The 13555-nt window shown below is 63.9% G+C and carries 15 protein-coding genes; 12 read left to right on the top strand and 3 right to left on the bottom strand.

Annotated features, from left to right (window positions below):
* Window positions 1–117: 117 nt before the first annotated feature.
* The gene (locus tag FJ988_RS25095) at window positions 118–1056 is read left to right on the top strand and encodes an NAD(P)-dependent oxidoreductase (protein ID WP_140821041.1); all 939 of its coding nucleotides are present in this window, start codon (window positions 118–120) and stop codon (window positions 1054–1056) included.
* A 97-nt stretch (window positions 1057–1153) separates the two neighbouring features.
* Here FJ988_RS25095 and FJ988_RS25100 read toward each other — a convergent pair whose 3' ends face one another.
* A complete protein-coding gene (locus FJ988_RS25100; RefSeq protein ID WP_140821042.1) occupies window positions 1154–2143 on the bottom strand; it encodes a sugar-binding protein in 990 nt (329 codons plus the stop codon).
* A 456-nt stretch (window positions 2144–2599) separates the two neighbouring features.
* Here FJ988_RS25100 and FJ988_RS25105 point away from each other — a divergent pair, with 456 nt between their 5' ends.
* From FJ988_RS25105 to FJ988_RS25155, 11 genes are all read left to right on the top strand, one after another.
* The gene (locus FJ988_RS25105) at window positions 2600–3343 is read left to right on the top strand and encodes an ATP-binding cassette domain-containing protein (protein ID WP_140821043.1); all 744 of its coding nucleotides are present in this window, start codon (window positions 2600–2602) and stop codon (window positions 3341–3343) included.
* Window positions 3344–3389: 46 nt separating this feature from the next.
* Window positions 3390–4388, top strand: a complete 999-nt coding sequence (locus FJ988_RS25110) for an ABC transporter permease (protein ID WP_140821044.1) — start codon at window positions 3390–3392, stop codon at window positions 4386–4388.
* Between the two features lie 161 nt (window positions 4389–4549).
* The gene (locus FJ988_RS25115) at window positions 4550–5374 is read left to right on the top strand and encodes an AraC family transcriptional regulator (protein ID WP_140821045.1); all 825 of its coding nucleotides are present in this window, start codon (window positions 4550–4552) and stop codon (window positions 5372–5374) included.
* A 106-nt stretch (window positions 5375–5480) separates the two neighbouring features.
* On the top strand, window positions 5481–5924 hold the full coding sequence (locus FJ988_RS25120; protein WP_140821046.1) for an SRPBCC family protein: 444 nt from the start codon (window positions 5481–5483) through the stop codon (window positions 5922–5924).
* A gap of 12 nt (window positions 5925–5936) precedes the next feature.
* On the top strand, window positions 5937–6731 hold the full coding sequence (locus tag FJ988_RS25125) for a xanthine dehydrogenase family protein subunit M (protein ID WP_140821047.1): 795 nt from the start codon (window positions 5937–5939) through the stop codon (window positions 6729–6731).
* Between the two features lie 60 nt (window positions 6732–6791).
* Window positions 6792–7274 carry a (2Fe-2S)-binding protein gene (locus FJ988_RS25130; RefSeq protein ID WP_140821048.1) on the top strand — a complete coding sequence of 161 codons (483 nt, stop codon included), beginning with the start codon at window positions 6792–6794 and terminating at the stop codon, window positions 7272–7274.
* 11 nt (window positions 7275–7285) lie between these two features.
* Window positions 7286–8653 (top strand): xanthine dehydrogenase family protein molybdopterin-binding subunit, encoded by a 1368-nt coding sequence (locus FJ988_RS31445; protein WP_140821049.1) that lies wholly within the window; start codon window positions 7286–7288, stop codon window positions 8651–8653.
* A 1-nt stretch (window position 8654) separates the two neighbouring features.
* On the top strand, window positions 8655–9659 hold the full coding sequence (locus FJ988_RS31450; RefSeq protein ID WP_140821050.1) for a xanthine dehydrogenase family protein molybdopterin-binding subunit: 1005 nt from the start codon (window positions 8655–8657) through the stop codon (window positions 9657–9659).
* Window positions 9660–9667: 8 nt separating this feature from the next.
* Window positions 9668–10549: a MoxR family ATPase gene (locus FJ988_RS25145; protein WP_140821051.1), complete on the top strand. Its 882-nt coding sequence runs from the start codon at window positions 9668–9670 to the stop codon at window positions 10547–10549.
* A complete protein-coding gene (locus FJ988_RS25150; protein ID WP_246688656.1) occupies window positions 10549–11814 on the top strand; it encodes a VWA domain-containing protein in 1266 nt (421 codons plus the stop codon). The genes FJ988_RS25145 and FJ988_RS25150 overlap by 1 nt, the downstream gene beginning before the upstream one ends.
* On the top strand, window positions 11814–12701 hold the full coding sequence (locus FJ988_RS25155) for an amidohydrolase (RefSeq protein WP_181183664.1): 888 nt from the start codon (window positions 11814–11816) through the stop codon (window positions 12699–12701). Before FJ988_RS25150 ends, FJ988_RS25155 begins: the two co-directional genes overlap by 1 nt.
* A 33-nt stretch (window positions 12702–12734) precedes the next feature.
* Here FJ988_RS25155 and FJ988_RS25160 read toward each other — a convergent pair whose 3' ends face one another.
* Window positions 12735–12992, bottom strand: a complete 258-nt coding sequence (locus FJ988_RS25160; protein ID WP_140821053.1) for a hypothetical protein — start codon at window positions 12990–12992, stop codon at window positions 12735–12737.
* Window positions 12993–13114: 122 nt separating this feature from the next.
* Complete coding sequence (locus tag FJ988_RS25165; RefSeq protein WP_140821054.1) at window positions 13115–13522, bottom strand: carboxymuconolactone decarboxylase family protein; 408 nt, start codon at window positions 13520–13522, stop codon at window positions 13115–13117.
* Window positions 13523–13555 lie beyond the last annotated feature (33 nt).

Consider the following 13555-nt stretch of genomic DNA (forward strand, 5'->3'; position numbering starts at 1 on the left):
CTCTCTCCGCATCGTTTGGACTTTGAGGTGTATTGTCAGACAATATTGCATTCTGCAACCATATGCGGCAAGAACGTCGGCACAATTATCGATAATCACCCGAACAGGACGAACGACATGACCACGAACGCGGCGCGCGAAAAAATCGGCTTCATCGGCCTCGGCCTGATGGGGCACGGCATCGCCAAGAACATCGTCGACAAGGGCTACCCGCTGACCTTTCTCGGCCGCAAGAACCGCAAGCCGGCAGAGGACCTGCTCGGCCGCGGCGCCAAGGAAGCCGCGACGTCCAAGGACGTGGCGGCGGCTTCCGACATTGTCTTCATCTGCGTCACCGGCTCACGCGAGGTCGAAGAGATCATCCGCGGCCCGGGTGGACTGAAGCAAGGCCTGAAAAAGGGATCGGTCGTCGTCGACTGCTCTACATCGGACCCGGTCTCGACCGTGGCTTTGGCCGCCGAGCTCAAGGCGATCGGCGTCGACCTCGTCGACGCGCCGCTCAGCCGCACGCCGAAGGAGGCCTGGGAAGGCACGCTCGACGCCATGGTCGGCGCGCCGGACGCGCTGTTTGCCAGGCTGAAGCCGGTGATCGAGACCTGGGCCGGCCGCATCGTCCATATCGGCGACACCGGCGACGGCCACCGCATGAAGCTGCTCAACAACTTCATCTCGCTGGGCTACGCGGCGATCTATTCGGAGGCGCTGACGCTGGCCGAGAAGGTCGGCATCTCGCCGCAACGCTTCGACAGCGTCATCCGCAACGGCCGTATGGATTGCGGCTTCTACCAGACCTTCATGCGCTGGACGCTGGAGGGTGACCGCGACGCGCATAAATTCACCATCGCCAACGCCTTCAAGGATTTGACCTATCTGGGCTCGATGGCAGGCGCCGCGGGCATCGCCAACCCGCTCGGCAACGCCACCAAGAACTCCTTCGCCACGGCCCATGCCGCCGGTCCGGCCGAGCAGTATGTGCCGATGCTCGCCACCCATATCGGCAAGCTCAACGGTGTCGACCTGATGCCTTCCAAGGACGGCGTGAAGCAGAAGATCTGAAGCAGGAGGCGCCATGCCCGGTTCAATCACTGGGTCGGCACTGAAAGAAAAGGGGCGCCGCAGGGGCGCCCCTCTTCGTTCCGGATGCAGCCCAAGCCTACTTCTGGATGCAGGTGTCGGCCGTTTCCTTGGTGCATTCGTCGAGGCCGGTGAAGACCGGGTCGTCGACCTTCTTGCCGGCGATGAGGTCGAGCATCACCGACGGCGCCTTGTAGCCCATCTCGAACGGCCGCTGGCCGACCAGTGCGGTGACCAGGCCTTCCTTGGCGATCGCCACCTCGTCGCCGATCGTGTCGGCGGCGCCGATGACGAACTCGTTCTTGGCGATCTTGTCGGCCATCGGCTTGAACAGGTCGCGATAGGGCTGCGGGGCGCCGAACAGCGGCCAGCCGCCCATGATGCCGAAGGCGTCGAGCTTCGGATTGGCGGCGAGGATGTCGGTCATCGCCTGCACGCCCTTGGCGCCGTCGTCATTGGTGAACACCGGACAACCGGCGACTTCGGTCCAGCCGCCCTCGCCGGCAAGTGCCGCAAGGCCTTCCTTGCCCGACAGCGCATCGCGCATGCCTTGCGCGCGGCGCAGGATGTTGTCGGCCGCCGGATTGCCTTCGATGGTGCAGATCGTGCCGCCATTCGGCTTGGCCTTCTTGATGTACTCGCCGATCTTCTTGCCCATCAGATAGTTGTCGGTGCCGAGATAGGTCTTGCGCAGCGCTGCGTCTTCCTTGGCCAGGTCGGCATCGACGGTCATGATCGGGATCGACGGATTGGCGCTCTTGATCGTCTGCGCGATCAACGGCGCATTGGACGGCGAGATCGCCATCGCCGCCGTATCCGGCTTGCTCAACATATCCTGCACGATCTGCGCCTCGCCGGCTTCATCCGACGTCGAGGCCGGGCCGGTGTAGAAGCACTCATATTCCGAGCTGGCATTTTCCTTGTTCCACTTCTCGCAGCCTTGATGGATGGCTTCGAAGAAGGGGTTGTCGAGACCTTTCACGACGATGACGAGCTGTTTCTTGGCCAGAGCCGGCCCGGCGCCCATCGCCATGGCGGCGACGGCGGCGAGCAAAAGTGTTTTCCTCATAATCAGTTCCTCCCTTGAACCAGACGGACACGGCGTGCCCGCCACACCGATCAGCCCGGACCAAACAGAACAGAAGGAGCCTCCAAGGAGCGCTCATGTCCTGCCCAGGCTGATAAGCATCTGCCGATCCGTGGCCAGTCGAATCAAGACCGGCCTTCAGATCCCTCACTCTCAAACCATTTGCCCCTTGCGCCATATACGCGCTGGACGGGCAAACTATTCCTCCGAGGCTTAGCTAATATCGGCTTTCCGCTAACGTCAATTGCTATTTGTCCTACAAAACCGATTTTTCGTCGAGTCTCGAAATTAATCGTCCGACAATTGATTGACGCCTTTGCCGGCATTTGCCTAAATGTGTGCATCGCGCCCGCTTGGGAGGAACAGGACGGGCGAACCTGCGCCACGCTGTCATTCAGGACGGCCAAGGCAGCGGACAGATGGGGAGGCTTAAGGCTGGTGTCGGTTCTCGAACTCGCCAACATCTCGAAGCATTTCGGCGCCATCCAGGCGGTCAACGACGTTTCGTTCACCCTGGAAGCCGGACAGGTCGTCGGCCTGATGGGCGACAACGGCGCCGGCAAGTCGACGCTGGTCAAGATGATCGCCGGCAATTTCCGCCCGAGCCACGGCACCATGCAACTGGAGGGCAAGGAACTCGTCCTGCACAAACCGGCCGAGGCCCGCCAGCATGGCATCGAGATCGTCCACCAGGACCTGGCGCTCTGCAACAATCTGACGGCGGCGGCAAACGTCTATCTCGGCCGCGAGCTGCGCCGTGGCTTCGGCCCGCTTCGCATCCTCGACTATGGCGCCATGTACAAGCGCGCCGGCCAGCTCTTTGCCGAGCTGAAATCCGAAACCCGCCCGCGCGACCTCGTCAAGCAGATGTCGGGTGGCCAACGCCAGGCGGTGGCGATCGCCCGCACCATGCTGTCGCAGGCCAAGATCGTGCTGATGGACGAGCCGACGGCGGCGATCTCGGTAAGGCAGGTGGCCGAGGTGCTCAACCTGATCCGCCATTTGCGCGACCAAGGCATCGCCGTGGTGCTGATCAGCCATCGCATGCCCGACGTCTTCGATGTCGCCGACCGCGTCATCGTCATGCGGCGCGGCCGCAAGGTCGCGGACAAGAAAATCGCCTCGAGCTCGCCCGAGGAGGTCACCGGCCTGATCACCGGCGCGATCGAGCAAGTGGGATGAACGCCCGCAAACGCGGCGTTTATCGGTTCAGCAGGAAAGGTCGATAATGGCAGTCACCCTAGACCAGACGATCGCGCAGAAGCAGCACACCTTCTTCTCGCGGCTCTTCGCCAACCAGACCTTCTGGGTGGTGATCGCGGTCATCCTCGCCTGCCTGTTCCTGTCCTTCGCCACCGATTCCTTCGCCACCTCGAAGAACCTCTTCAACATAACCCGCAACGTCACCTTCGTCGCCATCGTCGCGCTCGGCATGACTTTCGTCATCATCACCGGCGGCATCGACCTGTCGGTCGGCTCGGTGCTTTGCCTGTGCTCGATGGTGCTCGCCGTCACCATGCATGCCGGCTATTCGATCGAGATCGGCATACTGGCCACGATCGTCACCGCGCTGGCCATCGGCGCCTTCAACGGCATGCTCATCGCCTATCTCGGCTTCCCGCCCTTCGTGGTGACGCTCGGCATGCTGTCGGTGGCGCGCAGCCTTGCGATGGTCGCGTCCAACAACACAGTGGTCTTCCAGTTCGGGCCGGACCACCAGAAGCTTTTGGCGCTGGGCGGTGGCGCCTGGGTGTTCGGCATCGCCAATCCGGTGCTCTACATGATCATCCTGGCGCTGATCACCGGCTTCATCCTGCGCTGGACCAAGTTCGGCCGGCATATCTTCGCCATTGGCGGCAATGAGCATGCGGCGACGCTGACCGGCGTTCCCGTCAAGCAGATCAAGGTCGCCGTCTACATGATCTCTGCGCTGTCGGCGGGAATCGCCGGCATCATCCAGACCGGCTGGCTGGGCGCGGTCACCACCAATCTCGGCACCGGTATGGAGCTGCAGGTGATCGCCGCAACCGTCATCGGCGGCGCCAATCTCGCCGGCGGCGTCGGCACCGCCATAGGCGCTGTCGTCGGGGCTGCGCTGATCGAGGTGATCCGCAACAGCCTTGGGCTGCTCGGCATCAATGCCTTTTGGCAGGGCACCTTTATCGGCGGCGCCATCATCCTGGCGGTGCTGTTCGACCGTATCCGCAACTTCAGGCGCAGCGACTAGCGCTATTCGGTTCGGTCCCTATCGCTCAGTCTGAAAATCCGTTCGGACGGCAGGGACGCAGGTTCGGCCGTATTCTGCCTGCCTTGACGCGACCAGACACCCGCCGCACTATTCCCCCGCAGGCGAAGGGAGGCCAGTCGCCTGCGGGAGGAACGATACCCATGACGGACGCGATCAGGCTCTATTGGGGCCGGTTCGGACATGTCTCCGTGCTGAATGTCGCCAACGACTTCGTCACCCATGCGCATGGCGAGGCGCATCTCATCATCTGGCTGGAAGGCACGGCCGGCGAAATGACCATCGGCCGCGAGACGGTGCGGCTCGGACCGGACACCGCCGCCGGCATCAATTCGTTCCAGCCGCACAGCCATGCGCTTTCGCATGACGGCAGGCCAGGCCTGTTCCTGGCCTTCTACATCGATCCGGACTGGGCCCGCCGCCGTCGCGACCTGCCGTCGTCGGCGCCGCTGTTCGCGCAGGCCGCGATCACGCTGGAACCCTGGCTGCATCAGGCCGCGGCCAACCTTCTTGATCACCTCAGCGACAATGAAAGCGTCGACGACGTCGCCAACTACGAGATCGAGCGCTTCATCGACTCAGTGCTCGATGCTGCCGACGCCTCGGCGCAGGTCGCCCGCTGCCGCCTCAACACTCTGCAGGATTTCCGCGTCCGCAAGGCGATCCAGCTGATGAAGGCCAATGTCTGCGAGCGCATCTCCTTCGACGACGTCGCCCGTTCGGTCGGCCTATCCCGGCCGCACTTCTTCGCTTTGTTCAAGGAACAGACCAACCTGACGCCCAACGTCTACTGGAACACGCTGCGCATGGAAGAAGCCGTGCGCCAGCTGCAGTGGTCGCAGGAGCCGCTGATCTCGGTCGCCTGCAATCTCGGCTTCACCACCCAGGGCAATTTCTCGCGCTTCTTCCGCGACCATGTCGGCGTGCCGCCGACGCTCTATCGAGAAGCCGCACGGGCGATCACCTAGGGCGCCTGTTTTTCCGACTGGTTGATACGCGCTCAAGACGCATTGATAAGCGCCGGCCCGCCGGCGGCCCTAGCCTCCTATCGATCTTGGCAAGGGAACCCAGTCCATGGCGAAAGTCACCATTTCCAGCGTCATCGACGCGCCGGTCGAAAAGGTCTGGGCGCGCATCCGCGACTTCAACGGTCTGCCGAGCTGGCATCCGCGCATGGTGGAAAGCCATATCGAAGACGGCAGAGACGCCACCGCGATCGGCTGCGTGCGAAATTTCAAACTGGTCAGCGGCGCAACAGTGCGGGAGAAACTGCTCGACTTCTCCGACCAGAATTTCCTGGTCAGCTATTCCATCCTCGAAACGCCGCAGCCGCTCACCAACCACAAGGCGACGCTGCAATTGCGGCGCGTCACCGACGGCAACCGCACCTACGCCGAATGGACGGCAAGCTTCGACGCCGCGCCCGAGGAGGCCGACAAGCTGGCCGAGGGCATGGGCGCCAACGTCTTCCAAGGCGGTTTCAACGCCCTGAAGACCCATTTCGCCGGTCAGAGCTGACGGGAGCCCGCCATGTCGCTTGCGCTACGCACCTTTTCGAGCGTGAAAGACGCCAACACCGCGCTGCAGGTGTCGGGCACCCGCTATCTTGGCGGCGGCACGCTCGTCATCCGCGCGGCCAATGAAGGCGACGTTTCCGTCTCCAGCCTGATCCGTGTCACCGACCCCGGCCTGTCGCAGATCGCGGTTTCCGACGACAAGGTCTGGCTCGGCGCTTCCGTCACCATGGCGGCGATCGCGCGCCGTCCAGAGCTTGCAGCACTTGCGCCGGCCGCGCGCGCCGTCGGCGGCCCGGCGATCCGCAACATGGCTACCGTCGGCGGCAATTTGTTCGCCACTGCCCCTTACGGCGACTTCGCGGTCGCGCTGCTGGCGCTGGACGCGACCGTCGCCACCGAAGACGGCGAAATGCCTATCGAGACCTTCCTGGCCGGCCGCGACACCAGTCGCGCCATCGTCACCGCTGTCGGCTTTTCATTGCCCAAGGCGGAGAGCTTCCGCTTCCTGAAAGTGTCGCGCATCAAGCCGAAGGGCATCTCGGTGCTGAGCATCGCCGCGCATCTGCAACGCACGGTCGACGGCAGCGTGACCTCGGCCCGCATCGCTCTGGGCTGCATGGCCGACCGGCCGATGCGCGCCAAGGCGGCGGAGAAGGCGCTGCTCGGCTGCAAGCTGACGCCGCAGGAGATCGCGCCGGCGCTGGCCGCCGCGGTCGAAGGCATCGCGCCGATCACCGACCCGATCGCCAGCGCCTGGTATCGCGCCGAGGTGCTGCCGGTCCATCTCGGCCGATTGTTGCTGACATAAACATCCATGGGGGACGCGCGTCTGTCCGGTTCATTCGGGCAGGCGAGCAGGGAGGAAAGAATGGCAAAAGTCCCGGTTCAGTTCACGCTCAACGGTTCGGAGAAAGCCGAATTCGTCGAAAGCGGCACGACGCTGCTCCACGCGCTGCGCGACAAGATCGGCGACACCTCGCCGAAGGGCGGCTGCCACCAAGGCACTTGCGGCGCCTGCTCGGTGATCATCGACGGCGAGCTGCGGCTCTCTTGCCTCACACTTGCCGAGACCTGCAACGGCACCGACATCAAGACCACCGCCGGCCTTGCCGAAGGCGGTGTGCTGCATCCGTTGCAGCGCGCCTTCCTCGACGCCTTCGCCACCCAATGCGGCTTCTGCACGCCGGGCATGATCATGGCCGCCAAGGTCTTGCTCGACCGCACGCCGAACCCCAGCCGCGAGGAGGTGATCGAAGCGCTGTCCGGCAACATCTGCCGCTGCACCGGCTACGAGCCGATCATCCAAGCGGTGCTCACCGCCGCGCGCGCCAACTCGCAGAACGCCGCCTGAGGGAACGAGCCATGGAGCTGCGCAAGAACTACTTCGCCGATGTCCGCAAGGACGGCCTGCACGAGATCGGTCAGCCGCGGCCGCGCCTCGATTCACCGGGACATGTGACCGGCAAGACCGCCTATTTCGCCGACCGCAATTTTCCCGGCATGCTGCATTTGAAGATGGTGCGCAGCCCGCACCACCACGCCCGCATCCGCTCGATCGACACCTCGGAAGCAGAGAAGCACCCGGGCGTCGCGCGCGTGCTCACCGCGAAAGACGTGCCGCACAATGTCTACACCATCCTGATCCTGATCCAGATCGGCCCCGAGGACGAGACGGTGCTGGCCGACGGCAAGGTGCGCTGGAAGGGTGAGGCCGTGGTCGCCGTGCTGGCCGAGACCGAGCGCGCCGCGCAGGAGGCCGCCGCCAAGGTCAAGGTCGACTACGAGGTGCTGCCCGCCGTCTTCGACATGGAAGAAGCGCTGAAGCCCGGCGCGCCCTTGGTCAACGAACATCACGGGCAAAATTATTACCTCTATGACAGCGGCGAGTGCCGCAAGGTTCGCTTCGGCGATGTCGAGGCAGGTTTTGCCATGGCCGACCACATCCTCGAACAAAGCTACCAGTCCTCGCCGATCGAGCACGCGCCGACCGAGACGACCGGCTGCGTCGTGGCGCCCGAAGGCAATGACCGCTTCACCTGCTACACCAACACGCAGGCGATGTTCTTCACCCTCGACAACACCTCGATCATCCTGCAGATGCCGGGTTCGAAATTGCATTTCGTCGGCGGCACCGTCGGCGGCGGTTTTGGCGGTAAGGTCGACGTCATCGTCGAGCCGATCGCCATCCTCGCCGCCAAGCTCACGGGACGTCCGGTCTCCTTCATCTACAGCCGCGAGGAAGAGATGCAGGTCTCTTCGCCGCGCGCGGCGGAAAAGGTCGTCATCAAGGACGGCGTCATGAAGGACGGCCGCATCGTCGCGCGCAAGGTGACCGGCTACACCGACGCCGGCGCCTATTCGCGCCACTCGCCCTATGGCGCGCAGAAGGGCGCCGCGCACTATCCCGGCCCCTACACGATCCCCAATGTCTGGATCGACACCTATTGCGTCTACACCAACCGCACGCCTTCGTCGGCCATGCGTGGCTTCGGCGTCACCATCGGCGACTTCGCGCTCGAAGTGCAGATGGACAAGCTGGCGCGGCTGATCGGCATGGATCCGCTCGAATTCCGCTTCATCAACGCCTATCGCGACGGCGACATGAAGGCGCATCGCCAGCCGACCGAGGGCGCCGCGCTGATCGAATGCATGCAGGAAGCCTCGCGCGCCGCCAACTGGCCGGTGGCGGAGAAATACATGGCGATGTCCTCCTACAGGAAGGGAGCCTGAGATGGCGATCCGGCGTGGACGCGGCGTCGCCGCGATCAACTATCCGACCGGCATGAATCTCGGCGGCGACCCGACCCAGGCGCTGGTGCATTCGACGCCGACCGGCAATTTCACGGTGACGCTGTCGTCGGTCGATCTCGGCCAGGGCATGAAGCAGATCATGGCGCAGATCTGCGCCGAGACGATCGGCGTGCCGACCGACCGCGTCATCATCGACACAGCCGACACCGACACCGGTCCGCACTGCATGGGCACCTTCGCCTCGCGCGGCACGCACCGCGCCGGCAACGCCGTCATCCAGGCCGCCAAGGAAGCCCGCCAGGTGATGCTGGAAGTGGCGGCCGAGGAGCTGGAGGTGAACGCTTCCGACCTTGAGACCGACGGCGAGGGCAACATACAGGTGAAGGGCGCGCCTCAGAAATCGATCTCGATCTTCGACGTCGCATTGTCGGCGCATTTCAAGCGCGGCCGCTCGATTTCGGGACGCGGCATGTTCCTGATCCCGCGCTCCTATCCAGAGAAGGAAACCGGCGCGATGAAGCCGTCCACCTGCTACGCCCACGCCTGCACCGTGGCAGAGGTCGAGGTCGACGACGAGACCGGCGAAGTGACGGTGCTGACGGTGAAGAACATCTTTGAGATCGGCCGGGCGCTTAATCCGAAAATGGTCGAGCAGCAGCTGGTCGGCGGCTCCTGGATGGGCATCAGCCACGCGCTCTACGAGACGACCGAGCCCTATTACCCGAACCGCGACCATGGCGGCACCGACTTCAACCAATATCTGATGCCTGGCCCCGGCGATCTGGCCGAGACCGAAATCATCGTGCTGGAGCGCCCATCCGCCGACGGGCCGTTCGGCGCCAAGGGACCTGGCGAGATGTGCGCCAACCCGCAGATCCCTGCGGTCGCCAACGCCGTCTTCGACGCCGTCGGCGTGCGCATCGACACGCTGCCGATCACGCCCGAACGCATCCTGCGCGCATTGAAGGCGCAGGCAGCAAGCTGAGCGGGACGATGGCTCTCACCGACGCCGTTGAGATCGCGGCCTCGCCGGAGGCGATAGCCGCCCGTCTTGCCGCCTCGCGCTACCTCGCCGACGAGAGCCTCGCGACCGCGATCTTCCTGGCGATCCGGCTGGGCAAGCCGCTGCTGCTCGAAGGCGCGCCGGGCGTCGGCAAGACCGAAGCCGCGAAAGCGGTCGCCGAGCTGCTCGGCCGCGAGCTGGTGCGCCTGCAATGCTATGAAGGCATCGACGCCGCGCATGCGCTCTACGAGTGGAACTACCAGCGCCAATTGCTCGCCATCCGCCATGCCGGCGAGCACGAGATCGACATCTATGACGACCGCTTCCTGATCGCCCGCCCGCTGCTGCAGGTGCTGCGAGCGCCGGACCAGCGCGTGCTGCTGGTCGACGAGATCGACCGCTCCGACCACGAGTTCGAAGCGCTGCTTTTGGAATTCCTCTCCGACTTCCAGATCAGCATCCCGGAACGCGGCACGATCCGCGCCGCGACCCAGCCGATCGTCATCCTGACCTCCAACCGCACCCGCGAGCTGGCCGAGGCGCTCAGACGGCGCTGCGTCTATCACTGGATCGGCTATCCCGACGCCGCCCGCGAAGCCGAGATCATCATGCTGCGCGCCAGCGACGTCGCCGAAGCGACCGCACGCGCGGTGGCGAACGCGGTGCAGGAAATCCGCGCGCGCCCGCTGGCCAAGCCCCCCGGCATCGCCGAGGCGGTCGAATGGGCGAATGCCGCGACCATCCTTGAGAAAGGCGGCTGCCAATGGCCGGAGGCCTTTCGGCGGGCTATCGGCGTGCTGATCAAGGATGAGGAAGATTTGACTGCGATCGCGCCGGGCCTCGGAAAGATCGTCGAGGAGGCCCTTGCGTGATGCGCGACCTCAACAATCCCTTCTCCCCGTTCACGGGGAGAAGGTGCCCCGAAGGGGCGGATGAGGGGCAGCGCCAACCTCCGATGTCGGCGCTGCCCCTCACCTGCCTGCCGGCATCCTCTCCCCGTAAACGGGGCGAGGAAGGCTTACCCCAAGCCGCCGCGCCCTTCCTCGGCTTTGCTCGCCTGCTACGCCGTCACGCCTTCGCCATTGCCCCCGAGCAAATCACCAGCTTCATGCAGGCCGTAACCCTGCTTGGCCCCCGCTCGATGAACGACATCCGCGAAGCCGCACTCGCCACGCTGGCCCCCTCGCCCGACCGTCGCAGCGAATTCGAAGCGCATTTCCGCGCCTATTTCTACGGCGACGCCAAACCTTCGATCGAAGGCGAAGAGGACGAAGAAACCCGCATCAAGGACGATCGCGGCACACGCGAAGAGGAAAAGCAAACCACTCGCCGGGAGAAAGGCGGCGAACTGTCCTCCGCACTCGAGCAATTGAGCAGCCGCGACTTCCAGCGTGATATCGATGGCCTTGGCCAGTTCCGCCGCAAGCTTGCCTCCGCCCTCCCCCCCCGCCGCTCCTTTCGCACAACCCGCACCCGCTCGCGCGGCACGCTCGATCTTCGGCGCTCGCTCAGCGAAATCGTCAGCGCCGATGGCGATATCCCCTCGCCGCAACTGCGCCGCCGGCAGACCGTGCCGCGAAAACTGCTGCTGTTGATCGATGTCTCCGGCTCGATGAAGCTCCACACCGCCGATTATCTCAAGCTCGCGCACGCTACGGTGCAAGGTGCCGACCGCGCGGAAATCTTTACCTTCGGCACGCGGCTCACCCGCGTCACGTCGGCGCTGCGCATCCGCGACCGCGGGCAGGCGTTGGCGCGCGCAGCATTGCTCGTCGACGACTGGGACGGCGGCACCCGCATGGGGCCGACCCTGCTTGCCTTGCTCTCGGTGCCGCGCTTTTCCGCCTTCGCGCGCGGCGCCTGTGTCGTCATTCTGTCCGACGCGCTGGAGCGCGGCGACCATGCCGCCTTCCAGACCGCGATGCGCCGGCTGAGCGACCGCGCCTTCCGGTTGTCACTGGCGACGCCGCTCGCCGGCGATCCGCGCTTTCGCCCGGCGACCGATGCACTTCGTGCCATCCTGCCGGTTCTCGACGACCTGGTCGACGGCTCGTCGGTCCGAAGCCTCAGCGATTTCATCCTGGCGCTCGCCCGCCACGCTCCGGCGGCAGAAGCCATCTGGAAAAGGGTCTCGTGATGCAGAAGGCCATCGACGCGCATTTCCATATCTGGCGTCAGCAGGACCAGCCCTGGCTGGTCGGGCCGATGGTGCCGCGCATCTTCGGCCCCTACGAGCCGATTCGCCGCGATTATCCGATCACGGAATTCCTCGACGACCAGAAAGGCTCCGGGGTCGAGAAGGCCGTCTATGTCCAGACCAACTGGGCCAAGGCGGATTTCGAGAAGGAGGTCGCCTTCCTGCAGAAGACCGCGGATGAAACCGGCTGGCCGCATGCCATCGTCGGCTATGCCGACATGACCGTGGACGATGTGCGGCCACAGATCGACCGGTTGATGAAATACAAGCTGCTGCGCGGCGTGCGCATGCAGCTGCACTGGCACGAAACGCCCGCCTTCCGCTTCGCCGCCTCGGCCGACCAAGTCATCGATCCCAATGTTCGCGCCAATGTCGCGCGGCTGAAGGACTACGGCCTGTCCTTCGACCTGCAGCTCTTCCCAGCCCAGATGAAGGACGGGCTGACGCTGGTCGGCGAAAACCCGGAAACCGATTTCATCCTCACCCATGCCGGCATGCTGACCGGCACGGAGCCCGAAACCACCGAAGCCTGGAAAGCCGGCCTGCGGACCCTCGCTACGGCGCCGAACCTCTATGCCAAGCTGTCGGGTCTCGGCACGTTCGAGCACCGCAACGACCCGAAGCTGATCGCCTACATCGTCGACAACGCCGTCGAAATCCTCGGCAGCACCCGGCTGATGTTCGGCTCGAACTTCCCGATCGAAAAGCTCTGGACCAGCCATGCCGACCTGATCAAGGCGCACCGCGCGGCGGTGGCGAAGCATGGCGCAGAAGCCGAGACGGACATTTTTTGGAACACGGCGAAGAGGGTTTACCGGCCGGCGTGAAGGCTTTGCCCAAACATCACAGTTAGGGTGCCTCTATTGCGACGTGTCGGGCGCTTTAGGTCCGTTCTTTTGAAAGTTCGCGAGGGCGTCCAGAAATTCCTGTTCGTTCTTCTTGCGAAAACCCTCGGCACCGTAGCGTGCAATCCCTTCGTCAAGCGATTTCGCAACACTGCGACTAAAGGTCGGAAGTTGCGCTGGCTGCTTGGGCTTGGTCAACAGCCAGAAACCTACAACAGTCAGAGCCGAAAATAATATCGCTAGAAGAACGTTTCTATTGAATATCGCCTGCATTATCGACCCCCAGCATTGTCCTCCGTAGCTGCTTAGGGTCAATTTCCTAAAACTCGACGATGACGACGCTTACAATTTTAGCGAGAATAGCTCTTAAACAACACATCCAGCCAAGTCGCCCATCACCTTACCTCGAATTGTGGATCGACCGGGATCTGCATGGCCGTCACCAGATGGTTGGTCTGGCCCGCGAGCCCGATGATCGACACCAACTCGCCATGCTGCGCATCGGTCATGCCCTTGGCCCGCGCTGCCGCCGTATGCGAGTGGATGCAATAGGAACAGCCATTGGCCACCGACACCGCGATATAGATCATCTCCTTGGTCAGCGGATCGATGGCGCTGTCGGCCACCATCACCGCCTTGAGCTGCTCCCAGACCCGCTTCAGCGCCGCCGGATCGTTGGCCAGCCCGCGCCAGAAATTGTTGACGAAATCGGATTTCCGCGTTGCGCGGATGTCGTCGAAAACGGCCTTCACCGCCGGGATTTTTTCGACCTCGGCATCGCTTAGAAGCTTTGTGGTGGCCACGATAATTGCTCCTCTATGAAATCCGGTCGCGCG

The organism is Mesorhizobium sp. CU3, assembly GCF_006442965.1.
GTDB lineage: Bacteria > Pseudomonadota > Alphaproteobacteria > Rhizobiales > Rhizobiaceae > Mesorhizobium.